This is a genomic window from Streptomyces sp. NPDC058308 (assembly GCF_042880275.1).
Taxonomy (GTDB): Bacteria; Actinomycetota; Actinomycetes; order Streptomycetales; family Streptomycetaceae; genus Streptomyces.
This window is the reverse complement of sequence record NZ_JBHVZA010000016.1, coordinates 122315-145470: the sequence shown is the minus strand read 5'-3', so window position 1 is coordinate 145470 and position 23156 is coordinate 122315. Positions and strand designations below refer to the sequence as shown.

At 71.7% G+C, this 23156-nt stretch carries 23 protein-coding genes; 12 read left to right on the top strand and 11 right to left on the bottom strand.

Features of this window, described 5'->3' with window-relative positions; genetic code table 11:
* Positions 1-53: 53 nt before the first annotated feature.
* Complete coding sequence (locus ACFVYL_RS22570) at positions 54-428, bottom strand: ArsR/SmtB family transcription factor (RefSeq protein ID WP_389718912.1); 375 nt, start codon at positions 426-428, stop codon at positions 54-56.
* A 224-nt stretch (positions 429-652) separates the two neighbouring features.
* Between ACFVYL_RS22570 and ACFVYL_RS22565 the strand changes: the two genes are divergently transcribed.
* The gene (locus ACFVYL_RS22565) at positions 653-1732 is read left to right on the top strand and encodes an NADH:flavin oxidoreductase/NADH oxidase (RefSeq protein ID WP_389718910.1); all 1080 of its coding nucleotides are present in this window, start codon (positions 653-655) and stop codon (positions 1730-1732) included.
* Positions 1733-1838: 106 nt separating this feature from the next.
* Positions 1839-2141 (top strand): DUF3040 domain-containing protein, encoded by a 303-nt coding sequence (locus ACFVYL_RS22560; protein ID WP_389718909.1) that lies wholly within the window; start codon positions 1839-1841, stop codon positions 2139-2141.
* A gap of 2 nt (positions 2142-2143) precedes the next feature.
* Here ACFVYL_RS22560 and ACFVYL_RS22555 read toward each other — a convergent pair whose 3' ends face one another.
* From ACFVYL_RS22555 to ACFVYL_RS22535, 5 genes are all read right to left on the bottom strand, one after another.
* Complete coding sequence (locus tag ACFVYL_RS22555; protein ID WP_389718907.1) at positions 2144-2527, bottom strand: VOC family protein; 384 nt, start codon at positions 2525-2527, stop codon at positions 2144-2146.
* Between the two features lie 55 nt (positions 2528-2582).
* Positions 2583-2894, bottom strand: a complete 312-nt coding sequence (locus tag ACFVYL_RS22550; protein WP_389718905.1) for a DUF6479 family protein — start codon at positions 2892-2894, stop codon at positions 2583-2585.
* Positions 2895-3006: 112 nt separating this feature from the next.
* A complete protein-coding gene (locus ACFVYL_RS22545) occupies positions 3007-3252 on the bottom strand; it encodes a hypothetical protein (protein WP_389718903.1) in 246 nt (81 codons plus the stop codon).
* Positions 3253-3386: 134 nt separating this feature from the next.
* On the bottom strand, positions 3387-3644 hold the full coding sequence (locus tag ACFVYL_RS22540; RefSeq protein ID WP_389718902.1) for a hypothetical protein: 258 nt from the start codon (positions 3642-3644) through the stop codon (positions 3387-3389).
* Positions 3644-4237 carry a hypothetical protein gene (locus tag ACFVYL_RS22535; protein WP_389718900.1) on the bottom strand — a complete coding sequence of 198 codons (594 nt, stop codon included), beginning with the start codon at positions 4235-4237 and terminating at the stop codon, positions 3644-3646. The genes ACFVYL_RS22540 and ACFVYL_RS22535 overlap by 1 nt, the downstream gene beginning before the upstream one ends.
* A gap of 260 nt (positions 4238-4497) precedes the next feature.
* Here ACFVYL_RS22535 and ACFVYL_RS22530 point away from each other — a divergent pair, with 260 nt between their 5' ends.
* Entirely contained in the window at positions 4498-5433 is a 936-nt protein-coding gene (locus ACFVYL_RS22530; protein WP_389718899.1) for a ParB/RepB/Spo0J family partition protein, read from the top strand.
* A 48-nt stretch (positions 5434-5481) separates the two neighbouring features.
* On the opposite strand, the gene ACFVYL_RS22525 is transcribed toward ACFVYL_RS22530, so the two are convergent.
* The 3 genes from ACFVYL_RS22525 to ACFVYL_RS22515 all read right to left on the bottom strand — a co-directional run bounded on the left by ACFVYL_RS22525 (position 5482) and on the right by ACFVYL_RS22515 (position 9185).
* Positions 5482-6297: a transporter substrate-binding domain-containing protein gene (locus tag ACFVYL_RS22525; RefSeq protein ID WP_389718898.1), complete on the bottom strand. Its 816-nt coding sequence runs from the start codon at positions 6295-6297 to the stop codon at positions 5482-5484.
* Between the two features lie 78 nt (positions 6298-6375).
* The gene (locus ACFVYL_RS22520) at positions 6376-7968 is read right to left on the bottom strand and encodes a M81 family metallopeptidase (protein ID WP_389718897.1); all 1593 of its coding nucleotides are present in this window, start codon (positions 7966-7968) and stop codon (positions 6376-6378) included.
* The gene (locus ACFVYL_RS22515; RefSeq protein ID WP_389718895.1) at positions 7965-9185 is read right to left on the bottom strand and encodes an ROK family protein; all 1221 of its coding nucleotides are present in this window, start codon (positions 9183-9185) and stop codon (positions 7965-7967) included. Before ACFVYL_RS22515 ends, ACFVYL_RS22520 begins: the two co-directional genes overlap by 4 nt.
* Positions 9186-9431: 246 nt before the next feature.
* On the opposite strand from ACFVYL_RS22515, the gene ACFVYL_RS22510 reads away from it, so the two are divergent.
* The 9 genes from ACFVYL_RS22510 to ACFVYL_RS22470 all read left to right on the top strand — a co-directional run bounded on the left by ACFVYL_RS22510 (position 9432) and on the right by ACFVYL_RS22470 (position 20074).
* Entirely contained in the window at positions 9432-11273 is a 1842-nt protein-coding gene (locus tag ACFVYL_RS22510; RefSeq protein WP_389718893.1) for a peptide ABC transporter substrate-binding protein, read from the top strand.
* Entirely contained in the window at positions 11270-12229 is a 960-nt protein-coding gene (locus tag ACFVYL_RS22505; RefSeq protein WP_389718892.1) for an ABC transporter permease, read from the top strand. The genes ACFVYL_RS22510 and ACFVYL_RS22505 overlap by 4 nt, the downstream gene beginning before the upstream one ends.
* Positions 12226-13131: an ABC transporter permease gene (locus ACFVYL_RS22500; protein ID WP_389718890.1), complete on the top strand. Its 906-nt coding sequence runs from the start codon at positions 12226-12228 to the stop codon at positions 13129-13131. Before ACFVYL_RS22505 ends, ACFVYL_RS22500 begins: the two co-directional genes overlap by 4 nt.
* A 16-nt stretch (positions 13132-13147) precedes the next feature.
* Entirely contained in the window at positions 13148-15193 is a 2046-nt protein-coding gene (locus ACFVYL_RS22495; protein WP_389718889.1) for a dipeptide ABC transporter ATP-binding protein, read from the top strand.
* On the top strand, positions 15190-16143 hold the full coding sequence (gene mmuM, locus ACFVYL_RS22490) for a homocysteine S-methyltransferase (RefSeq protein ID WP_389718887.1): 954 nt from the start codon (positions 15190-15192) through the stop codon (positions 16141-16143). Before ACFVYL_RS22495 ends, mmuM begins: the two co-directional genes overlap by 4 nt.
* 81 nt (positions 16144-16224) lie before the next feature.
* On the top strand, positions 16225-17310 hold the full coding sequence (locus ACFVYL_RS22485) for a WD40/YVTN/BNR-like repeat-containing protein (RefSeq protein WP_389718886.1): 1086 nt from the start codon (positions 16225-16227) through the stop codon (positions 17308-17310).
* A gap of 33 nt (positions 17311-17343) precedes the next feature.
* Positions 17344-18021, top strand: a complete 678-nt coding sequence (locus ACFVYL_RS22480; protein ID WP_389718884.1) for a uracil-DNA glycosylase — start codon at positions 17344-17346, stop codon at positions 18019-18021.
* Positions 18018-19034 carry an N-acetylglucosamine kinase gene (locus tag ACFVYL_RS22475; protein ID WP_389718883.1) on the top strand — a complete coding sequence of 339 codons (1017 nt, stop codon included), beginning with the start codon at positions 18018-18020 and terminating at the stop codon, positions 19032-19034. The genes ACFVYL_RS22480 and ACFVYL_RS22475 overlap by 4 nt, the downstream gene beginning before the upstream one ends.
* 95 nt (positions 19035-19129) lie before the next feature.
* Positions 19130-20074, top strand: a complete 945-nt coding sequence (locus tag ACFVYL_RS22470; protein ID WP_389718882.1) for a sirohydrochlorin chelatase — start codon at positions 19130-19132, stop codon at positions 20072-20074.
* Positions 20075-20152: 78 nt separating this feature from the next.
* Here ACFVYL_RS22470 and ACFVYL_RS22465 read toward each other — a convergent pair whose 3' ends face one another.
* Together ACFVYL_RS22465 and ACFVYL_RS22460 are read right to left on the bottom strand one after the other, a co-directional pair.
* Positions 20153-21193, bottom strand: a complete 1041-nt coding sequence (locus ACFVYL_RS22465; protein ID WP_389718881.1) for a lactonase family protein — start codon at positions 21191-21193, stop codon at positions 20153-20155.
* 105 nt (positions 21194-21298) lie between these two features.
* Positions 21299-22807: an FUSC family protein gene (locus tag ACFVYL_RS22460; protein ID WP_389718879.1), complete on the bottom strand. Its 1509-nt coding sequence runs from the start codon at positions 22805-22807 to the stop codon at positions 21299-21301.
* Positions 22808-23156: the final 349 nt, after the last annotated feature.

The window sequence follows — 23156 nt, the reverse complement described above, 5'->3', positions numbered from 1 at the left end:
CCCCGCCCAGGCGCACCTCCGGCCAGGGCGCACCGAAGGTGGTCACGGGCAGCTCACACCTGGGCGGCGAGCCGGGCGTCCTGTCGGGTGGCCGCCGCGAGGACGCTGTCGAGCAGGCCGGGGAAGAGGGCGTCCAGATCGTCGCGGCGCAGCACGTTCAGCTTCGTCGTGCCGCGGTAGATCTGGCGGATGACGCCGCTCTCGCGCAGCACCCGGAAGTGGTGCGTGCACGTCGACTTCGTGACGGGCAGGTCGAAGTACGAACAGGAGAGCCCGTCCTCCCCCTCCTCGCGGGCCAGGGCCCGCACCACCCGCATCCGCATGGGGTCGGCGAAGGCATGCAGCACCCCTTCGAGCCGGACGTCCCCTGGCGCGGGGTGGGCGAGCGTCCTGCTGTTCGTACTGCCGGTCGCTGCGGCGGTCGTCATGGCGGCTCCACTTCGTCCTGTTCACCCCGGGGTCTCCGACAGCCCTGACGGCTCCCCCCTGACGTCCCGGGCACCCCAGGCGCCCCGGCCGGGCATTCGCTGCGTTTCATTGTACGAGACCCATCGTAGTTTGACATGCGCCGTACTACGAGGTTTATCGTACGAGCAGCAGAACCGCACATCCGCACCTCCGCACATCCCGCCGTGAACGAATGGAGTCCGCCGTGAGCGCGCTGTTCGAGCCGTACACCCTGCGATCGCTGACGATCCCGAACCGGGTCTGGATGCCCCCGATGTGCCAGTACTCCGCGGCGCCCGACGGCGCCGACGCGGGCGCCCCGCAGGACTGGCACTTCGCGCACTACGCGGCCCGTGCCGCCGGCGGCACGGGACTGATCATCGTCGAAGCCACCGCCGTCAGCCCTGAGGGCCGCATCAGCCCGTACGACCTGGGCATCTGGAACGACACGCAGGCCAGGGCCTTCCGCCGCACCACGGACTTCCTGAAGAGCCAGGGCACCGTGCCGGCGATCCAGCTCGCCCACGCCGGACGCAAGGCGTCCACCGACCGCCCCTGGAAGGGTGGCGCCCCGGTCACCGCCGACGAGCACGGCTGGCAGCCCGTCGCGCCGAGCCCGGTCTCCTTCGACGAGCGGCACCCCGTCCCGACGGAGCTCACCGTCGAGCAGATCCGCGAGATCGTGGGCCAGTTCGCCGAGGCCGCGCGCCGCGCCCTGAACGCCGGCTTCGAGATCGCCGAGCTCCACGGCGCCCACGGCTACCTGATCGGCGAGTTCCTCTCCCCGCACAGCAACAAGCGCACCGACGCGTACGGCGGCTCGTACGAGAACCGCACGCGCTTCGCCCTCGAAGTGGTCGACGCGGTGCGGGCCGTGTGGCCCGAGGACAAGCCGCTGTTCTTCCGCATCTCCGCCACGGACTGGCTGGAGGAGGCGGGCTGGACGGCGGACGACACCGTCCGCTTCGCCGGCGAGCTCAAGGAGCACGGCATCGATCTGCTCGACGTCTCCACGGGCGGCAACGCCGCGGGCGTCAAGATCCCCGTCGGACCCGGCTACCAGGTCCCGTTCGCGGCGCGCGTGAAGGCCGAGACGGAGCTGCCGGTCGCCGCGGTCGGCCTGATCACCGAGGTGGAGCAGGCCGAGAAGATCCTCGCCAACGGCGAGGCGGACGCCGTCCTGCTTGGCCGGGAACTCCTGCGCGACCCCTCGTGGGCACGGCACGCGGCACGAGAGCTCGGCGGCGACGTGCACGTTCCGGACCAGTACCACCGCTCCGTCTGACGCACTCGTGCCCCGAGCCGCCCGGTTAGATCCGGACGGCTCGGGGCACCCGTGCGCCCGGGGCCTGTCCGATACGGTCGGGTTCCCTCGGGCACGGGAGGCGGCGATGTCGGCAGAGCGACTTCCGGAGCACGAGCAGCGCATCCTGGACGCGTTGGAGGCGTCCCTGCGCACCGACCGTCACCTGCGGGCGCGCTGGTGGCTCCTGCGCCTGCGCCATCGCGTGCGGACCGCGCTGACGCGTGCGCCGCGCCCCCGCACCGTGGCTCTCCTCTCGGCCGTGTGCGGCACGCTCCTCGTCACCGGGATCCACACCTGCGAGCCCGGCCTCATCTGGGCCTTCGCGGGTCTGTGGTCGCTCACTCTGGTCGGGTTCGTGCGGCTGCTGTGCCGGTGGACCGACCCGTGAGGTCACTCGGGGACGGCCGCCAGCGTGAAGGAGTGGCCCGCGGGGTCGGAGTAGGTACGGGTGTCCCGCGGCCCGCTGTTGTTCTTCGCCTCCACGGGCCGCGCCCCGAGGCCGATCACCTCGCGCTCCGCCTCGTCCATGTCGTCACGAGCCACCATGATCCTCAGGTGTGCCTGCTGTGAGTCCTCCGGACGGGGCCAGCTCGGCGGTATGTAGTCACGCTCGCGGTGCACGGCCAGGCAGACGCCGCTCTCGTTCGTGACCTCGACGTAGTCCGGATCCTTGCTCAACTGCACGTCGGCGCCCAGCACTCCGGCGTAGAACTCGGCGAGCCGCTCCGGCTCCGAGCAGTCCAGTACGAGCACGGTGTTCTTGTGAACGGTCATGCCCTGCGGGTCCCCCGCGCCGGTCCGCCCAAACGGCGAGCGCCCCGGTCCTCACTCACCGCCGCCGGTCGTCGCGCCGCCGGGACGACGCGTTGCCCGCGCCCCTGATCCGGTGCGGGGTCAGCCGCCCGCCGTCCCGGGGCATCTCCTCGGGCTCGCGGTGCTCCATCACCTCCCCGACGGGGCCCTCGGGCGGCAGCCGCGGCTGCTCCTCGGGCTTCGGCGTCCGGTGTTCCCTGCGGCGGACCCGGATCCCGAGCCGCACGGCCCAGACCAGCAGGGCGGCGATGCCCAGGCCCACCAGGAACGGTACGAGTGCGCCCCCGGGCACCCCGGCGGCCAGATGTTCCACGCTGCGATCCGTCATGGGCCCGCGAGTACCCGTGTACGCGAGGGAGAAGCCCGCGCAGACCCCCGAGTCGCCGCCCCGGCGGGATTGTCGGACCCGTCGCTGCCGTCGTTGTCCGCGGACAACGACCTCAGGCGATCAGCCGCGTCACCCAGTCGGTGACCGCCACGCCGACGTCGCAGAGCGCGGGCACCGCCTCGGTCTTGACGTAGTGCATCGTGATGTCCGCGGCCTCCCACAGGGCCGCGCCGGCGAAGGCATAGAAGGTGGCACCGGAACGGGAGACCGGGTCGGGCGTCCAGTGCGGGGCTCGACCGGACCGCGGGCGTTCGCTGCGCCTGCCCGCTGAGGCCTTCGGTGTGGTTCGATGGAACATGGCATGTCCTCTGCTGGATATAGCCGGAACGGGCCCTGCAACCGGTGGTTTTCGACGACGGCCGGTGTGGGGCCCGTTGCTATTGAACTCCAGGTCGTTCAGAGGCTTGTGGGCCACGGATGAGAGGTTGTGCGTCACTCGACGCTGCGGGTGTGCAACCAGCCGGCGAGGGCTGCTTGCGCCAGGTTCAGCAGAACCGGAGCCACGACAAGAGCCTCCATGGATACCAGGCCCGTCACGAGCAGCAGTGCGACTAGCGCCGTGCCGGAGGCTGTTGCGATCGAGCTCCAGGTCATGGTCACAGTGAACTGCGCGTCGCGTTGACGCTGGATCCGTATGATCCGCTGGGCTCGCCGCTGAATACGGTCACGCGGAATCTCGTCATGTCCCATCAGTCACCTCCCCCCGCGAGGTAGGTCTCGAAGAGCACTCGGACTCCCGGCACATCCCTGCCGGGTCTCGATCCGAGCTCGCGCTCAATTCGAGTGGTGGTCGGCCCGATGGTGTTCCTGCGGATGGCGAGCGTCTCGGCGGTGCGTGCCACCGGCCAGCCGTAGACGCGGCGGGCTTCGTAGAGGCGGCGGGCTTCGCCGTCCAGCTCCATGACCGCCTGGAGCGTGGCGTACTGCTCCGGGGAGGCGACGTCCTTGTAGATGCTGGGGTACTTCGGCGTCAGCCAGTCCTCGAGGTCGAACTTCTTGGGCAGCTTCCGCAGGGTCTGTGCGGAGTACTCGTCCACGAGTTGGAGCAGATTGCGACGCGGGTCCTCCTCCCAGTTCCGCCATCCGGCGAAGAGATGGGCGAAGGCGCACTCCGCGATGTCGTAGATGTCGGCACGCGGGTCGCAGCAGGTCGCCAGTGCCTCACGAAGGGCCTCGCTGTAGTGGGTGTCCAGAGCGGCGTTCTGCTGACGCTCGATCTCCGGAGTCTTCTCGTACTCGTGGAGACGCTCCTTCAGTAGACGGTGTCTGTCGCGGCCGCGCACGCTTTTCCTCCCGAATGGCTCTCCCAGACAAAGTGTGCGGTGCGAGCCCGCGGCCGGTGTGCGCGGACCAGGCATGTGCACAGAGCACGTCGCGGCGTCTGCCGGAGGTGTTCGTTGTCCGCGGACGACAACAGGTCTCTGCCGAGGGGGCGCAGTCGACCCCGGCGGAACGTGCACATGGGGCCCGGTGCGGGTCAGTAGGGTGGCGCCGTCCCCGTCCAGGCCGAGGTGTTGCGCACCCTCGCACGGGAGGTCAGGTCATGAGCACGGAATACGCATTCGACAGGGCCTACGGGCTCTCGCGGGTGAAGCTGGACCAGGTCGCCGCCACTCCGCTCAACCCGCGCCGCGAGTTCGGCACCGACGAAGAACTCGTGCGTTTCGGCGAAGGCCTGCGCGCCAAGCAACTCGTGCCGTGCGTCGCCGTGACCCGGCAGGCGTACCTCGGCCTCTGGCCCGACCACGCCGAACAGCTCGGTGAATCAGCCCAGTACGTTCTCGTCAGCGGGGAGCGCCGACTGCGCGGTGCCCGCCGGGTCGAAATGGACGAGCTCGACCTCATCGTGCGCGACGACCTCGCCGTCTCGCGCGAGACGTTCGTCGACCACCAGCTCCAGGAGAACCTCGACCGCAAGGACTTCGACCTCGTCGAGCGCGCCCGCGGCATCGAAGCCCTGGTGACCGTCTGCGCCGAAGCGGCAGGCCGGCGCGGCGCCCAGGTGCGAGCCGCGAGGCGACTGCGGCGCGACCGCTCCTGGGTCACCAACCAGCTCGTCCTGCTCGCCCTCCCGGACGAGTTGCAAAGGCGCCTCAGCGACGGCACGCTGTCCGAGCGGGACGGCAGGGTCATGGCCCGGCACGCCCGAGAGCACTCCGGCCTGAGCGTCGACGAGCTCCTCTCGCACCTCACGGCGACCAGGAGGGCCGAGAGGGCGAAGAGGGCGACCGGCACGCGGCCGGCCACCGCCTCCGAGAGCGCCCGCAGCGGCGCGTCGGACGACCCCATGGCTCAGCTGGACGTCTTCCGGCGGAAGGCGGTGCAGTTCGGCAGCGACATGCTCGGCCTCGAAGAGGTCTACCGAGCGGCCGCGAAGACCGATGCCGCAGGGGCCGCGAAACACCTGTCCGTGATCAAGGAGCGGGTCGACCGCGTCGTCCGGCACCTCGCGGAGACCCCGTCCGGGACACACCTCTGACCGGGGAGGGGGAACAGGCCGGGAGAGGGCCGGGAGAGGGGCCCCGGCCTACTTCATCCACTCCGCCTCATACTTCGCATACGTCCCGTCATGCGTCGCGAGGTGCACGAACTGGTTCACGTACGCCTTGAACTCGTCGTCGCCGCGCGGCGTCGCGTACGCCTTCTCCGAGAAGGTGAAGGGCTTTTCGGGGTGGAGGGAGCACAGTTCGGGGTGGATCTTCGACTGGTAGAGCGTCTCGCTCGCGTCCGTCATCATCACGTCCGCCCGGCCGTCGACGATCTCCTGGAAGATCGTGGTGTTCTCCGGGTGCAGCCTGATGGTCGCCCGCTTGATGTGGGCGCGCGTGAATTCCTCGTTGGTGCCGCCGGGGTTGACGACGACGGTCGTGCCGGGCTTGTCGATGTCCTTCAGCGTGCCCGCGCCGAACTCGTCCTTGTCCGCGCAGCGCACGACGGGTGTCTTGCCGTCCTCGCGCGTCGGCTCGCTGAAGTAGACCTGCCGGGCGCGCGGCAGGGTGATGGAGACGCCACCGACGGCGGTGGCGCAACGCCCGGCCGCCACGTCCTTGGTCAGGTTCGCCCACGTCGTGGCCACGAACTCCGGCTTGGCGCCGAGGCTCTTCGCGAGGTCCCGTGCCATCTCGATGTCGACGCCGCTGTAGGTGCCGTCGCTGGGGTCCAGCTTCGTGAACGGCGCGTAGTCCCCGGTCGTGCAGACCTTGAGCACGCCCTTCTTCGGGACGGAGTCGAGGAGGGTCCCCTGGTGCCGGTGCGGCCGGCCGGCCGCGTCCGGTGACGCGGGCGCGGCGGCGGTGACGGCCAGCAGACAGACCAGGGCGGACAGGGTGGCGGCACGCTTCACAGGAGGCTCCTCTGCGCTACGGACGGTGGCTCGAAGGGATCACCTTCGCAGAGCCGTTCCCGCGGCTGAAGCCCCTTCTCACGGAGCGAGCGGGGCGAGCCGGGCGAGCGGGGCGAGCCGGGTCGGCGTCAGGTCCGGCGTCGTATCCGCGTACGCGTCCTCGTCGAACGGGTACAGCGGCCGCTCCACCCGGTGGTGGCCGAGGCGCAGCAGGTCCTGGTCGACGCCGCCGGGCGTGAGGGCGAGGAGCCAGTCGGCCGCCATGGCGTGCAGTTCGGGCTCCAGGTAGCCGATCTTCACGACCACGAGGTCGTACGTGCGGGGGTCGATGCCGAGCCCGCCCTCGGCGGGGCCCATGAAGTCGGCCAGGGTGTGGAACGGCTTGCGGCGCTCGACGAGGATCACGGTGAGGCCCCCGCGGCGGACGGCCGCCATGTCGACGCCGCGGTCGTACGCGCCGCCCTCCGCACGGTCCTTCTGGTCGGTGGCGCGCTGCAACGCGACGACGGTGCCCGTCAGTTCGTACGGCCCGCCGTGGTTCGCGTCGACCTTGCCGCCGACGCTCAGCGTCACCTCGGTGCCCACGCCCGCGTCGAAGCAGCGGGCGACGGCGGCCGGGTCGGTGATGCCGGGGTGGACGGCGGTGACCCGGCCGGACCGTATCGCGTCGTTCTCCAGGAGCTTGCCCAGCATGTACGCGAGGTCGCCCGCGCCGCCCGCCGTCGGGTTGTCGCCCGAGTCGCTGATCAGGAAGGGCCGCCGGGGCGAGGCCACCGCCCGCTCGATGCACTCTTCGGCGCTGCCCGTCGGGCCGACGAAGACGAAGTCGCGGCGGGCCTGCCAGTAGCGGCGGGCGAGCTTCTCCGCCTCGGCCGCGGCGCGTTCGGCGTCGTCACCGGTGACGACGATGGCGGCCTGGCAGCGCGGCTCGTCGGCCCAGGCGTAGCCGACCCAGAGGGCGGCGTCGAGGATGCCGGGCAGCTTCTCGGTCTCGGCGAGCGAGGCGTAGAGGGACTTGGCGGGCTCCAGGCGGGTGCTGGTCTTCTCGCCGGGCAGGAGGACGGGGACCTGGACCCAGGCGCGGTGCGGGCGGGCGCCGTCGAGCAGGCAACGCACGAGGTTGCGGGCGGCGCGCTCGCGGGTCTCCCAGGCGTCCTCGTGGGGGGCGAGGCGGTGGGCGGTGAGCAGGTCGACCGGTTCGGCGAAGCGGCGCGAGACGTTGCCGTGCAGGTCCATGGCGGTGGAGATCATGGGGCGGCCCGTGCCGTCCGGGGTGCCCACGAAGTCGAGGGCCGCGCGGACCGCTTCGGTGAGGTCGGCCTCCGCGTCGGTGAGTCCGATGACGCTCATCGCGCCGTGGATGTCGTACACGAGGCCGTCCAGCGGGCCCACCGCCCTGATGCGGGTGACGAGTTCGTCCTTCAGGGTCAGGTACGACTCCGCTTCCACGGGCCCGCCCGGCAGCGAGGTCGCGTGCAGCAGGGGGACCCATTCGACGGTGCCGGCGAGGTCGGAATCCGGGCGCGTCCACGTGTAGCGGTCGAGGAGGTCCTGCCCGCGGGTCTGGCGGAAGTCGTCCGCGGTGGAGCGGTGCGGGCAGAACGTGGACGACTCGATGCCGATGCCGCCGATGCCGATGCGCAGGCGGCGACGGTTCGCGGAGGGGGTCATGCGGGGGCGCTCTCTTCCTGATGCGCGGGCGCGGGTGCGGGGACATGGGGCGCGGGGATACGAGGGGTGGGGGCCGGCAAGTGGTGGCGCAGCGCCGTGAGACCCGCGCCGAGCAGCCCCGCGTCGACGCCCGTCACCGTGGTGGTGATCTCCAGGTCGGCCGTGGCGAGGGGCAGGCAGCGTTCGTAGAGGACGCCGCGCACGGCGGCGACCAGTGGTTCGGCGGTGGCGAGGACGCCGCCCAGGGCCACGGCCTGCGGGTTGAAGAAGTTGACGACGACGGACAGGACAGTGCCGATGTGCCGTCCCGCCGTGCGGACGAGGGTGGTGGCCTGCGGGTCGCCGTCCGCGACGAGCCGCAGCAGATCGGCGGTGTCGGCCACCTCGACGCCCTGCAGGGCGAGTTCCCTGATCAGGGCGGCGCCGCTGGCGACGGTCTCCAGGCAGCCGATGTTGCCGCAGCTGCACGGCCGGTCGCCCGCCGCGTCGACGCGGACGTGGCTGATGTCGCCCGCGCTGCCGTTGGCGCCGTCGTGCGGGCGGCCCGCGGAGATGATGCCGCTGCCGATGCCGCGGCCGGCCTTGACGACGACGAGGTGGTCGAGTTCGGGGCGGGCGACGCGGTGTTCGCCGACGGCCATCATCGTGGCGTCGTTGTCGACGGTGACAGGGATCCCGAGCCGTTCGGCGAGGACGTCGCGCAGCGGGTAGCGGTGCCAGCCGGGCATGCGGGAGGGACTGAGGACGCGGCCGGTCGCGGGCTGGACGGGGCCGGGGAAGGCGACGCCGAACGCGCGCACGGCCCGGCCCTCGGCTCCCTGGCGTGCGACGAGTTCGCCGACCCGCTCGCAGAGCCAGTCGACGGCGGACTCAGGTCCCGCGGTGATGTCGTGCGGCAGGTCGACGGCGTCCAGGACCGTGCCGCCGAGGTCGACGACGCCGAGCCGCGCGTGGTGGCTGCCCAGGTCGGCGGCGACGGCGACGCCGCCCTGTGCGGCGACCCGCAGCAGCCTCGGCCTGCGGCCGCCGCGCGAGGCGCCCTCGCCGGACTCGGAGAGCAGCCCGGCGTCGACCAGTTCCTGCACCCGCAGGGAGACCGTCGAGGGGGCGAGGCCCAGCTCTCGTACGAGGTCGGCGCGGGACGTGGCCACGCCCGAGGAGACCAAGTGCACGATGTGCTGCGCCGAACCCGGCTCGCCGAGTGGTGTTCCGGTCATGGCGCCCCCAGTTGCTTCTGTGTTGCTTCGGCACGTGGTGCTGTGATGCCCGTTGCTTCGACGAGTTCATTCGGCACCGGCACGAACACTAAGTCCGGCCGAACCATGTTGACCAGCCCTTCCCGCTTTTCTGCTTCTTACCGAATGAAGCTATTGACTTGTTTTTCGCCTCAGGCCTAGCGTTCGGGCGCTGCCCCGTCGTTCTCCGGCACGGGCCGGCCCCGTACCCCTTGGAGGCCCATCGCCATGCGCTCATTCAGGTCCGCGGCGGCCGCGCTGCTCGTCCTCGCGGCGGCTCTCACCGGCTGCACCCGCGAGGGCGGCCGCATCGACATGGGCCCCACCGGCGGCACGCCCGTCGAGGGCGGCACGGCGACGATGGCGCTGCCGCCGGCCGCGACGCCCAACTGGATCTTCCCGATCGGCTCGCCCGGCTACGGCGCCTCGTACAACTACGGGATCCAGTCGCTGCTCTTCATGCCGGTCTACGACGCCGTGCAGGACAAGGCCAAGGGCGAGCTGACCACGCACGGCCCCAGCACGCTCGGCCTCGAACCCACGTACAGCGACGGCAACAAGACCGTGACCGTGCCGCTGCGCGAGGGCGTGAAGTGGTCCGACGGGAAGCCCGTCACCGCCCGCGACCTGGAGTTCTGGTTCCATCTGGTCAAGGCCAACAAGGCGGACTGGGGCAACTACTCGGTGGGCACCATGCCCGACAACGTCAAGCGGTTCGAGACGCTCGACGACCACACCGTACGGCTGCACCTCAGTCGCGCGTACAACCCGGACTGGTTCACCGCCAACCAGCTGACCCTGATGCGGGCACTGCCCCAGCACGCCTGGGACGCCAGGACCGACGGCGGCAAGGTCGGCGACTGGGACCGCACCCCCGCGGGCGCCAAGGCGGTCTTCGCCCGGCTGACCCGGCACGCCAAGAGCCTCGGCTCGTACGGTTCGGACCCGCTCTGGAAGACGGTCAACGGGCCGTGGAAGCTGGCGGGCTGGCGGGACAGCGGCCAGGTCACCATCGCGGCGAACGAGAAGTTCACCGGCCCGGCGTCGGAGCGGCCGCACCTCGACAAGGTCGTCTTCAAGCCCTTCACGACCGCCGACTCCGAGTACAACGTGCTGCGTTCGGGCGGCGTCGACTACGGCTACATCCCGCCGTCGGTGATGGCGCAGAAGGAGAAGTTCGAGCAGAGGGGTTACCGCGTCGATCCGTGGGAGGGCTGGGCGGCGACGTACATCGTCTACAACTTCAACTCCACCCACGCGGGCCCGTTGATGCGCCAGCTCTACCTCCGCAGGGCCATGCAGCACCTCGTCGACCAGAAGGCGATGAGCGACGTCATCTGGCAGGGCAGCGCGACGCCGACGCTCGGCCCCGTGCCGGTGACCCCGAAGAGCCAGTACCTGTCCGAGAAGATGGCAAAGAACCAGTACCCGTTCTCCGTCGACAAGGCCAGGGCGCTCCTTGCGCGGCACGGCTGGCGGATGAAGGACGGCACGGCACACTGCGTACGCCCCGGGACGGGCGCGGACCGGTGCGGCAAGGGCATCAGCAAGGACGCGCCACTCGAACTGACCCTGCTCTCCCAGTCGGGATCGACCGAGACGACCCACATGATGCAGGAGCTGAAGTCGACGCTCTCCAGGGCCGGTGTCCAACTCACCGTCCGGCAGCAGCCGTTGAACTCCGTTCTGGGCAACTCCGTGCCGTGCAGGGCCAAGGACCCCGGCTGCGACTGGGACATGTCGTTCTTCGGCACGGCGGGCAGCTGGTACTACCCGCTCAACCCCAGCGGCGAGCAGCTCTTCTCGACGGGCGCCTCGGCCAACTTCGGCAACTACAGCGACAAGAAGGCGGACCGCATCATCCGGGGCGTGCAGTACTCCCCCGACATGAAGGCCGTGCACGCGTACGGCGAGTACCTCGCGGAGCAGCTGCCCGTGATGTGGATGCCCAACCCGGCGTACCAGGTCTCGGTGATCCGCAACGACCTGCGCGGCGTCGCGCAGAACCCGACCGTGACCTTCGCTCCCCAGCACTGGTACTACGTCAAGAAGAAGGGGGCCGAGAAGTGACCGGCTTCACCGGCTTTCTGGTCAAGCGCTTCCTCCAGGCGATCGTCGTCCTCTTCCTCGTCTCGATCATCGTCTTCGTTCTCCTGCACCTGCTGCCCGGCGGTCCCGCGCGCGCCATCCTCGGCCCGAAGGGCACCCCGCAGCAGATCGAGCACTTCAACCATCAGCAGGGGTACGACCGTTCGCTGCCCATGCAGTACCTGATGTATCTGAAGCGGCTGCTCACCGGAGACCTCGGCGAGTCCTTCAAGCTCAACTCGCCCGTCTTCGACCTGCTGAGGCAGCGCCTGCCGAAGACGCTGCTCCTGACGGTCCTCTCCACCGTGCTCGCGGTGGTCATCGCGGTGCCGCTGGGTCTGGTGCAGGCCGTGCGGCGCGGCAAGGCGTCGGACTACGCCCTGACGGGCCTCGCCTTCCTGCTGTACGCCACGCCGGTGTTCTTCCTCGGCCTCATCATGATCATCCTGTTCGCGCAGGTCATGCCGGTCTTCCCGGCTCAGGCGCCGCAGGGCGAGACGATCGGTGAACTGCTCGGCGACTTCACCGGGCTGATCCTCCCGGTGGTCACGATGGCCTTCGGCATCATCGCGATGTTCAGCCGCTACATGCGCTCGGCGGTGCTCGACAACCTCACCGAGGAATACGTCCGGACGGCGATGGCCAAGGGCCAGTCGAACCGCCGGATCATGGTCAGGCACGTCCTGCGCAACGCGCTGATCCCCCTCGCCACGCTCCTCGGCCTGTATCTCCCGACCCTCTTCAGTGGCGCCCTCGTCGTCGAGTCGATGTTCAACTACCCCGGCATGGGGCTGCTGTTCTGGAACGCGGCGCAAGGTTCCGACTTCCCCGTACTGCTCGGCGTGACGCTGGTCGTCGGGGTCGCCACCGTCGTCGGCTCGCTGCTCACCGATGTCCTGTACGCCGTCCTCGACCCCCGGATACGGAGCGTGGCATGAGTACCACGGTCGCCCCTGACACCGCGCCGGGCCACGAGGACGCCGCGCGGGCCACGCCGTCGCTGGCCCGCCGCACGCTCCAGGTCTTCACCGGCAACAAGCTCGCCCTGACGGGCGTGGTGGTACTGCTCCTGCTGCTCGCGTTCAGCTATCTCGGGCCGCTGGTGTACGACACCGAGCAGGTCCACACCGACCTGTCGCAGGCGAACCTGCCGCCCGGCAGCTCCGGTCACCTCCTCGGCACCACCGACCTCGGCTACGACATGACCGGCCGCCTCATGGTCGCGGGGCAGACCTCGCTGGAGATCGGTCTGGCGGCCGGTCTGCTCGCCACCCTCTTCGGCACCGTCTACGGCGCGATCGCCGGATACTTCGGCGGCTGGGTCGACGCCACGATGATGCGGATCACGGATGCGGCGCTCGCCATCCCCGCAATGTTCCTGCTCGTCGTGGTCGCCGCGATCGTTACGCCCAGCAAGGGCGTCCTCATCATGATCATCGCGTCGGTGGCGTGGCTCTCCCCCGCCCGCCTGGTGCGCGGGGAGTCGCTGTCCCTGCGCAACCGCGAGTACGTCCAGGCCATGCGGATGATGGGCGGCGGCGGTGCGCGGGCCGTCTTCAGGCACATCGTGCCGAACGCGATCGGCACCGTCATCGTCAACTGCACGTTCCAGATCGCCGACGCGATCCTCTACGTCAGCTACCTCGCCTTCCTCGGCCTGAGCATCCCGCCGCCCTCGGCCGACTGGGGGTCCATGCTGTCGGCCGGCATCACCTACACCCAGAACGGCTACTGGTGGCTGATCTTCCCGCCGGGCATCGCGATCGTGCTGGTCGTCGCCGCGTTCAACTTCATCGGTGACGGGTTGCGGGACGCGTTCGAAGTGCGGCTGCGGAAGTAAACAGGAGACACGACAGATGACCGAGCCCCTCCTCACCATCGACGACCTGCACGTCGACATCGCCTCGCGCGAACGCACCGTGCACGCCCTCGACGGCGTCAGCCTCCAACTCGCCGCGGGCGAAGCCCTCGGCATCGTCGGCGAGTCCGGCTGCGGCAAGACGATGACCGCGCTCAGCGTCCTCGGCCTGCTGCCGCCGGGCGGCGAGATCACCGGCGGGCGCGTCCTGTTCGACGGACAGGACCTCGCCGCGGCCGCGCCCCCCGTCCTCCAGGACGTCCGCGGCAACACCATCGGCATGGTCTTCCAGGACCCGCTGACCTCCCTCAACCCGACGATGACCATCGGCGCCCAGGTGGCGGAACCGCTGCTCCTGCACCGCGAGGGCAGCACGAGGAAAGAGGCCTGGGCCCGCGCCCAGGAGATGCTGCGCCTGGTCGGCATGCCCCAGCCCGCCGAACGCATGAAGGCCTACCCGCACCAGCTGTCCGGCGGCATGCGCCAGCGCGTGGCGATCGCCATGGCCCTGGTCTGCGAACCGAAGCTGCTGATCGCGGACGAGCCGACGACGGCCCTTGACGTGACGACCCAGCACCAGATCCTGGAACTCGTCGACGAGCTGCGCGCCCGCCTGGGCATGGCGATGATCCTGGTCACCCACGACCTGGGCGTCATCGCCAACCGCGTGGACCGCGTCGCGGTGATGTACGCGGGCAAGGTCGCCGAACAGGCCGGCGTACGCGGTCTGTTCGCGCGCCCGCGCCACCGCTACACCGAGGCCCTGTTCGCCGCGCTGCCCGAGCGGGCGGCCGACAGCCGCACCGAACTGCACACCATCCCGGGCCTGCCGCCGAACCTCGCGGTGCGCCCCACGGGCTGCCGTTTCGCGCCGCGCTGCACGTTCGCCACGGACGCGTGCCGTGCCGAGGAGCCGCAGCTCGTGGACGACGAGTCGCACGGGGCGGAGCACCGGTTCGCGTGCTTCCACCCGGTGCCGGAGGTGGCGGCCTCCGAGGACGAGGTGGTGGTGGTACCGGCCGTTCCCACCCCCGACGCCCCCGGTGACGTACTGCTCGAACTCGACTCCCTCGTCAAGGACTTCCCCCTGAAGGGCGGGCCGTTCTCGCGCAGCCGGGGCACGGTCAGCGCGGTCGGCGGGGTGTCGCTGACGATCCGCAAGGGCGAGACGTTCGGCATGGTCGGCGAGTCCGGCTGCGGCAAGACGACGCTCGGGCGGATCGTCGCGGGCCTGGACGAGCCGACCGGCGGCGCGGTGCGGTTCGACGGCGCCGACCCGGCGCGGATGTCGCGGGCCGAGCGGCGCGCGCACCGGCGCCGTGTCCAGCTGATGTTCCAGGACTCCACCGCCGCGATGGATCCGCGCATGCGGGTCGGCGAGATCCTGCGCGAGCCCCTGGTCATCCAGGGCGTCGGCGACCGCGCCGAGCGGGAGCGGCTGGTCGCCGGACTCCTCGACGCCGTCGGCCTGCCGCGCGGCGCGGTGCACCGCTATCCGCACGAGTTCTCCGGCGGCCAGCGACAGCGCCTGGGCCTCGCACGGGCGTTGACGCTCTCCCCCGATCTCGTGGTGGCCGACGAGCCGGTGTCCGCGCTCGACGTGTCCGTGCAGGCGCAGATCCTCAACCTGATGCGCGAACTGCAGCGCGAGCGCGGTCTGACCTATCTGTTCATCTCGCACGACCTGGCCGTCGTACGCCATCTGGCGGACACCGTCGGCGTGATGTACCTGGGCAAGCTCGTGGAGTCGGGCCCGGCCGAGCGCGTGTACGCGCACCCCCTGCACCCCTACACGCGCGGACTCCTGGACACGGTCAACCTGCCCGACCCCGAGGCCGCGTCCGGCGCCGCACGCACGCCCCTGGAGGGCGAGACCCCGTCCGCGGCGAAGCCTCCGTCGGGCTGCCGCTTCCGGACCCGCTGCCCCCTGGCCCAGGACGTGTGCGCCACGACCGAACCCCAGGTCAGCATGCCCAACGGCGAGGGACACCAGGTGGCCTGCCACTTCCCCCTCGCCGCACCTCGGCTAGCGTCGGCGGTGTGAGACTCGCCGATGCCCTTGCCCTGCGCCCGGTCGTGCTCGACGGCGGCCTCTCCAACCAGCTGGAGGCCGCCGGGCACGACCTGGGCGACGCCCTGTGGTCCGCCCGGCTGCTCGCCGACGAGCCGGCGGCGATCGAGGCCGCCCACCGCGCCTACTACGAGGCGGGCGCCGAGGTCGCCGTCACCGCGAGCTATCAGGCGACGTACGAGGGGTTCGCACGGCGCGGCGTCGACGCGGCCCGCACCCGCGAACTGCTGCTCCTGAGCGTGGAGTTGGCGCGCCGTGCCGGAGCCGGGCTCGGGCGCGAGGTGTGGGTGGCCGCGTCGGCCGGGCCCTATGGGGCAATGCTCGCCGACGGCTCCGAGTACCGGGGGCGGTACGGCCTGTCCGTGGACGCCCTTGAGCGCTTCCACCGGCCGCGGCTCGAAACCCTCGCCGAGGCGGGGCCCGACGTCCTGGCCCTGGAGACGGTCCCCGACACCGACGAGGCGCGGGCGCTGCTGAGGGCGGTCCGCGGGCTCGGGGTCCCGGCCTGGCTGTCGTACAGCGTGGCGGGCGACCGCACGCGGGCGGGACAGCCGCTCCGGGAGGCCTTCGCACTCGCCGCCGACGCGGACGAGGTGCTTGCAGTCGGCGTGAACTGCTGCGACCCGAGGGACGCCGACGCCGCGGTGGCGCTCGCCGCGCGGGTCACCGGCAAGCCCGTCGTGGTCTATCCGAACAGCGGTGAGGCGTGGGACGCCGCGGCCCGCTCCTGGCGGGGTCCGCGCCGGTTCACGGCCGGGCAGGCCGACGCGTGGCGGGCGGCGGGGGCGCGGCTGATCGGCGGGTGCTGCCGGGTGGGTCCCGGGGCGATCGCGGAGGTCGCTGCGGAGCTGTCGCGGGGTGGCACGGCGGGCCGCGGGAGCCGGTCGCACCATCCCCGGGACACCCCATCCGACCTGGGCTGATACCGCTCCCGGGGGTGACTGTCAGTGCCGGGGTGCAGACTGGCCGGTACCTGAGACAACGACGTCCCGGAGGTGGTCGGCATGGCCGACGTCATTCTGACCGTAGGCACCCGCAAGGGCCTTTTCATCGGACGCAGGCGAGCTGGTGCCTGGGAGTTCGACGACAGCCCGTACTTCAACGCGCAGGCGGTGTACTCCGTCGCCATCGACACCCGCGGCCCCGCCCCGCGCCTCCTCGCCGGCGGAGACAGCGCCCACTGGGGCCCCTCCGTGTTCCACTCCGACGACCTCGGGCGCACCTGGACCGAGCCCTCGAAGCCCGCCGTGAAGTTCCCCAAGGACACCGGGGCCTCACTGGAGCGGGTCTGGCAGCTGCACCCGTCGGCCGCCGAGCCGGACGTGGTGTACGCGGGCACTGAGCCCGCCGCGCTCTACCGCTCGGAGGACCGCGGCGAGTCCTTCTCGCTCGTCCGTCCGCTCTGGGAGCACCCCACCCGCTCCAAGTGGGTGCCCGGCGGCGGCGGAGAGGGCCTGCACACGGTGCTGACCGACGCCCGCGACCCGCGCGCGGTGACGGTCGCGGTGTCGACCGCCGGGGTGTTCCGCACCCAGGACGGCGGCGAGAGCTGGGAGCCGGCCAACAAGGGCGTTTCCGCGGTGTTCCTGCCCGACCCGGACCCCGAGTTCGGGCAGTGCGTGCACAAGGTCGCGCGGGACTCGGCCGATCCGGACCGCCTGTATCTGCAGAACCACTGGGGTGTGTACCGCAGCGACGACGCGGGCGCGCACTGGACGGACATCGGCGCGGGCCTCCCCTCCACCTTCGGCTTCACGGTGGTCGCGCATCCGCACCGCGGCGGCACGGCGTACGTCTTCCCGATCACCGCGGACAGCGACCGCGTCCCCGCCGGCCACCGGTGCCGCGTCTACCGCACCTCCGACGCCGGCAAGAGCTGGGAACCGCTGAGCGCGGGCCTGCCCGAGGAGGATCATTACGGCACGGTGCTGCGCGACGCGATGGGGAGCGACGGCTGCGACCCGGCGGGCCTCTACTTCGGCAATCGCAACGGCGAGGTGTACGCGTCGGCGGACGACGGCGACAGCTGGCGGCTGCTCGCCTCGCACCTGCCGGATGTGCTCTGCGTGCGGGCCGCGGCCATCGGTTGATCGCCCCCACCGTTACGGCAGTAGGGTGACGCCGTGGCACCACGACCCTTGCATGAAATCGTCGAACCAGGCTGGGCGAAGGCCCTGGAGCCGGTGGCCGAACGGATCGCCTCGATGGGGGACTTCCTGCGCGCGGAGATCGCCGCGGGACGTACGTATCTCCCGTCGGGGCAGCACGTCCTGCGCGCGTTCCAGCAGCCCTTCGACGACGTCCGCGTCCTGATCGTCGGCCAGGACCCCTACCCCACACCCGGTCACGCGGTGGGACTGTCGTTCTCGGTCGCGCCCGAAGTGCGGCCGCTGCCCGGCAGCCTCATCAACATCTACCGCGAGATGAGCGACGACCTGGGACTGCCCGCGCCGTCGAACGGCGACCTCACGCCGTGGACCGGCCAGGGCGTCCTGTTGCTCAACAGGGCGCTCACCACCGCCCCGCGCAAGCCCGCCGCACACCGCGGCAAGGGCTGGGAAGAGGTCACCGAGCAGGCCATACGGGCGCTCGCCGCGCGCGGAAAGCCCCTGGTGTCCATCCTCTGGGGGCGTGACGCGCGCAATCTGCGGCCGCTGCTCGGGCAGTTGCCGTCGGTGGAGTCCTCCCACCCGTCGCCGATGTCGGCCGACCGCGGGTTCTTCGGGTCACGCCCGTTCAGTCGGGCCAACGACCTGCTGGTCCGCCAGGGGGCGGAGCCGGTGGACTGGCGGCTGCCGTGACGCACGAGGAGTACGTCCTCGGCGTCGATTCGGGCGGTTCCGGGCTGCGGGCCGCGCTGCACGTGGCGCGGGGCGCGCGCCGGTCCGAACCGGTGCGCTCCGTCGGCCTGACGCGCTCCGCCGACCTGACGCGCTCCGCCGGGCCGGTGCGCACCGGCCCGCGCGGCGTCGACGCCGGACACTTCCTGGAGCACCTCCTGCCCATGGCGCGGGCTCTCCTGGAGCAGGCGGGCGGCGGCCGGATCACGGCGGTCGCCATCGGCGCCGCGGGTCTCGCCACCCTCGGCGACGACCTCCGTGCCGAGCTGCCGTCCGCGCTCGAACAGGCCCTGGGCGTACGCCGCACAGCGCTCGCCGCGGACGCCGTCACCGCGTACATGGGCGCGCTCGGCGACCGCCCCGGCGCGGTCGTCGCCGCGGGCACCGGCATGATCGCGATCGGCACGGACCTGACCGCCTGGCGCCGCGCCGACGGCTGGGGGCACCTGCTCGGCGACTGCGGCGGCGGTGCCTGGATCGGCCGCGCCGGGCTCGAAGCGGCGATGCGGGCGCACGACGGCAGGCGCGGCGGTTCGAAGGCGCTCCTCGCCCGCGCGACGGAGAGGTTCGGCCCCGTGACGGGCCTGCCCGGGCAGCTCTATCCGCGCACCGACCGGCCCGCCGCCCTCGCCTCCTTCGCGCCCGACGTGGCCGGCTGCGCCCCGGAGGACCCCGTGGCGCACGGCGTTCTGCGGGACGCGGCCCGGCACATCGCCGAGGCCGCGGCCGCCGTCTGCCCCCGCGCCGAGCCCGGCGAAGTCTCGCTCACCGGCGGCCTGTTCAAGCTGGGACCTCCTCTCCTCGCGCCCTTGTACGAGGAACTCGCGGAGCAACTGCCGTACGCGCGGCGGGTCCCCGCGGCCGGTGACCCGCTGGACGGCGCGCTGCGCATAGCGGTCGATATCGCCGCCGACCGGCTGCGACTGCCGCACGACGCGCGCATGCTCTGCGTCCACGGACCGGGCGACAGGTGACCTCGGCGTAATTCATCAGACAAAAACGGACTTATACCGCTCACCTGCACCCTCCCCGAACAGGGGAGGCCCGCAAGCCAGTAGCATGCGGGCGCATGAGCTCCCCCACTGGGCCCGCATCCGGCCTGCCTGTACGAATGCCGCGCCCCCGTCAGCCGGGCCGGCACCGCCGTCCGGAGCCCGTCGCGGCTCCTGAAGGCGCGCCCGCACTCGTTCTCGCCGTGCCGGGCGCCCCCAGCACCACCACGCGCGGCCTCGCCGAGGAAGTCGTGAGCATCGCCCGTTCCGAGCTGCCCGGCCTCGACGCCCGCATCGGTTACCTCGACGGTGAGGAAGACGCCACCGTCACGTCCTTCCCCGAGTTTCCCTCGCTGCAGTCCGTGCTCGCGCACGCGGCCGCCGAGCGCACCGGCCGCGTCGAGCGGGCGCGCGCCGCGGGCGCCGAGGTGGCCGATCCCGAGGGCCCCGTCGCCGTCGTCGTGCCGCTGCTCGCGGGCCCCGACGCCGCGCTGATGCGCCGCATCCGGCAGGCCGTCATGGACAGCCGTGCCGCCGCCGAGCTGACCGACGTGCTCGGCCCCCACCCGCTGCTCGCCGAGGCGCTGCACGTGCGCCTGTCGGAGGCCGGTCTCGCCCGCGCCGACCGCGCCCGCCTGTTCACCGTGGCGACGGCCGCGGACGGCATCGTGCTCGCCACGGTCGGCGGCGAGGAGGCCGTGCAGGCCGCAGGGATCACCGGCATGCTGCTCGCCGCGCGCCTCGCGGTGCCGGTGATGGCCGCCGCGCTCGACGAGGAGGGCGCCATCGCGGCGACCGCCGAGCAGCTGCGCGGTTCGGGCTCGGCCCAGCTGGCGCTCGCCCCGTACCTGATCGGCCCCGAGCTCGACACCGGCCTGCTCGACGCGGCCGCGAAGGAGGCGGGCTGCTCCGTCGCCGAGCCGCTCGGCCCCTACCCGGCGATCGGCAAGCTGGCGCTCGCCAAGTACACGACGACGCTCGGCATCACGCCGCAGCGGCCTTCGGGCACGCCGGTGCACTGAACCTCCGTACGTACGGCGATGGGCCCGCCCCGATGTGGGGGCGGGCCCGTCGTCGTGTTCAGCCGGACGTCACGGCACTCAGCCGAAGATCACGCAGGAGGCCGCGGGCGCCGCGACGGAGCCCGTCCGGACCGGCAGGCCCGTCTCCTGGTCGATCGTGAACCAGGTGACGTCCCCGGAGCGCTCGTTGGCCGCGTACAGGTGCCGTCCCGCCGGGTCGATGGCCAGGTCGCGCGGCCAGTGACCGCCGCACGGCACGGTGGCGGTGACCCGCGCCCCGTCGCCCGACTCGTCGAGAGCGATGACCGAGATGATGTCGGGGCCGCGCGTGGCCGTCCACAGGAACCGCCCGTCGGGCGCGACGACGACCTCCGAGGGGTACGTGTCGCCGTCCGGGGCCGCCACGAGGACCGGCAGCTCGCTGAGGGGCTTGAGAACACCCTCGGCGGCGTCCCAGGCGCAGACGGTGAGGGTGGGGCTGAGCTCGTTCAGGACGTACGCGCGGTCGCCGCGCGGGTGGAACACGAGGTGCCGGGGACCGGACCCCGGACGCAGCGCCACCTCCCGGTGCAGGGTCAGCCCGCTCTCCCCGAACGCGCAGACCCGCACGGAGTCGGTGCCGAGATCGACGCTGACCGCCCAGCGGCCGCTCGGGTCGGCGAGGACCTGGTGGGCGTGCGGCCCCTGCTGGCGCTGGGGATGCGGGCCCGAGCCGGTGTGCCGCAGCTCGCTCGACGGCGTGGGGGCGAGGGCGCCGTCGGCGCGCAGCGGCACGGCGCTGACGCTGCCCGAGCGGTAGTTGGCGGTGAGTACGTGGCCGCCGTACAGCGCGAGGTGGGTGGGGGCCGAGCCGACCGGAACGGAACGCCCCGCGGGCTCGGGCACGCCTCCCCCGGTGCGGAACGCGGCGACGGCGCCGTCGGAGGTCTCACTGACCGCGTAGAGCGTCTCCCCGTCGGGCGAGAGCGCGAGGTAGGAGGGATCGGCGACCGCGTCCGTGGCGCCGACGAGAGTCAGCGCGCCGGTGCCCGGATCGACGTCCGCGGCGAGGACACCGCGCCCCCCGGCCGCGGTGAAGGATCCGATGTACGCCCGTCCCGCCTGCCTGCCGACGACCACTGCTTGTCCCCTCTCGACCCGGGCGCCACAGGTGTGACGCCGCTCATGCGGCCGAACGCTAGCAGTCGGTCTAGACCAGGCGGTGGGGGGATGCCGGGTCCCGCGTCAGCTGCCGATCACCGGCGTGCGGCTCACCCGCTGCAGAGGCGCCGCGAGTTCGACAAGGGATTTCTCCAGGCTGTGCAGGTGAGCGAGGGCGGGCTCAAGGGCGGCCGTATGGAGCAGGTCACTGGACGTACCCGCCTCCCGGGGCCTCGGTTCCCGCGCCGTCAGGGATTCGACGGCGGCCTCGACGCGCCAGCACGCCGCAGCAAGTCGGGCGTCGTGGGACGCCTCCGGGTCCCCTGCGATGGACGCCAGCCCCCGGACTTCGCGTGCGCAGTCGTCAAGCAGGGCGATGACCTGCAGGGCCCGGCCCTTGCGCGCCCGCAGTGGACTGAACGGGTGCACAAGAGGGGCGAGAGACAGGCGCACCCGGCCCAATATGGCTTCCAGTTCCGCGACCCGCGGGGCCGGGTCGGCGGACGTCGTCCCGGCAAGGCGGGCCGCGGCTTCCGCGGTGCAGGCATGCACACAGAGGATGGCCCGCTCCACCCAGGCGTCGGTCGTGGCGTGAGTCGAGATGGGCAGGATGAGCAGCACCGCCAGTCCGGCGCCCAGGGCGCCGACACCGGTCTCAACCAGACGCAGTCCGAGCAGGCTCGCATCCAGCACACCGAGAAGGCCGTAGAGAGAACCTGCCAGAACCGTGACCGAGAGCATCATCCACGAGTAAGAGACGGCAGCCGTGTAGAAGATGCCGAAGACGCTGATCGCGATGAGCAGCGCGCTCGGAACAGGCGCGCCGTCCAGCGGCACGACGAGCACCAGGCCGGCGGCGATCCCGACGACCGTTCCGAGCACCCTGCGGAAGCCGCGCACGAGCGTCTCGCCCCTCGATGTGGTGTTCACGAAGACCCACCATGTGGCCCCCACCGCCCAGTACCAGCGATCACCGGAGATCGCCTGCCCCACGGCGAGCGCGAAAGCACCACCCGCCGTGGCCTGCAGCGCCTGCCGGGTGGTCGCCCGTGCCAGCCCCTCGCCACTCGGCGGAGCGGGCACGGCGGCCACGGGCGCCCCGCGCTCGTAGCACCACAGCCCGAAGCGGACGGTCGAAGCGGCGGCCAGGGAGAAGAGGACCGCCGCGTAGAGCTGGGGAAGCTGCTTGAGCTCGGCGTGGAGGAACTGAGTACTGAAGAACATCATGAAGGCGAATACGCCGAGCGAATGCCCGCGCGGCCCCCACCGGCGGGCGTACACGCCGAGCCCCATCACGGTCAGAAAGGCAACGTCCCGAGCGACCGGGTAGTCATGCAGCCCTGCCGCGAGGGCGAGCACGGGGAAGCCGACGACAGGCAGGAGCGCGGTGGTGACCGCCTGACCTCGCACGGTCGAGTCCGTGACGGTGAAGAGCGCGAGCAGCGCGGCGAGCCCGCCGGTGATCGCCGCGGCGAGCGAATGCCCGGCGACGCCGCACACCACCACGGCCAGCGTGATGCCGAGAACCGCCCGCGACGCGAACCGCAACCGCGCCCGCCCCGGATCCGGCGCCACGAACACCCTCTTCAGCACGGCTTCCCGCCCTTTCCGCTTTCCGTTCGACCTGCGACATCAAAAAGGCGCCGCGGAGATCCGCAGCGCCATCGACAGAGACATCACACCATCTACGAGCCTGTTGGCTCAACCGACACCCACATCACTATGCCAATGGCCCACACCGGTACGTCCAGGTCGAACCACGGGCAGACCAATGGACCAGAGGAAAATGTTCGTCGCGTTGCCAGCACCGCAGCTTCGGCCATGCCGCCGTCAGCGATCTGAACAACGGCGGGATCGAGCCGGGGTCGACCTCATGGCGCCCTCGCAGGAAACGTATATGTCGAAATAGTGAGCTCGGCTTCCAGGCCCTCCTCAGGCCCTG

Excerpts from the sequence above, each read along its gene's own strand:
- ACFVYL_RS22500 (WP_389718890.1), top strand. The coding sequence starts at position 12,226 with ATGAGTACCACGGTCGCCCCTGACACCGCGCCGGGCCACGAGGACGCC.
- ACFVYL_RS22470 (WP_389718882.1), top strand. The coding sequence starts at position 19,130 with ATGAGCTCCCCCACTGGGCCCGCATCCGGCCTGCCTGTACGAATGCCG.
- ACFVYL_RS22515 (WP_389718895.1), bottom strand. The coding sequence starts at position 9,185 with ATGACCGGAACACCACTCGGCGAGCCGGGTTCGGCGCAGCACATCGTG.
- ACFVYL_RS22555 (WP_389718907.1), bottom strand. The coding sequence starts at position 2,527 with ATGACCGTTCACAAGAACACCGTGCTCGTACTGGACTGCTCGGAGCCG.
- ACFVYL_RS22495 (WP_389718889.1), top strand. The coding sequence starts at position 13,148 with ATGACCGAGCCCCTCCTCACCATCGACGACCTGCACGTCGACATCGCC.
- ACFVYL_RS22540 (WP_389718902.1), bottom strand. The coding sequence starts at position 3,644 with ATGGGACATGACGAGATTCCGCGTGACCGTATTCAGCGGCGAGCCCAG.
- ACFVYL_RS22550 (WP_389718905.1), bottom strand. The coding sequence starts at position 2,894 with ATGACGGATCGCAGCGTGGAACATCTGGCCGCCGGGGTGCCCGGGGGC.
- ACFVYL_RS22520 (WP_389718897.1), bottom strand. The coding sequence starts at position 7,968 with ATGACCCCCTCCGCGAACCGTCGCCGCCTGCGCATCGGCATCGGCGGC.
- ACFVYL_RS22570 (WP_389718912.1), bottom strand. The coding sequence starts at position 428 with ATGACGACCGCCGCAGCGACCGGCAGTACGAACAGCAGGACGCTCGCC.
- ACFVYL_RS22510 (WP_389718893.1), top strand. The coding sequence starts at position 9,432 with ATGCGCTCATTCAGGTCCGCGGCGGCCGCGCTGCTCGTCCTCGCGGCG.
- ACFVYL_RS22530 (WP_389718899.1), top strand. The coding sequence starts at position 4,498 with ATGAGCACGGAATACGCATTCGACAGGGCCTACGGGCTCTCGCGGGTG.
- ACFVYL_RS22560 (WP_389718909.1), top strand. The coding sequence starts at position 1,839 with ATGTCGGCAGAGCGACTTCCGGAGCACGAGCAGCGCATCCTGGACGCG.
- ACFVYL_RS22545 (WP_389718903.1), bottom strand. The coding sequence starts at position 3,252 with ATGTTCCATCGAACCACACCGAAGGCCTCAGCGGGCAGGCGCAGCGAA.
- ACFVYL_RS22485 (WP_389718886.1), top strand. The coding sequence starts at position 16,225 with ATGGCCGACGTCATTCTGACCGTAGGCACCCGCAAGGGCCTTTTCATC.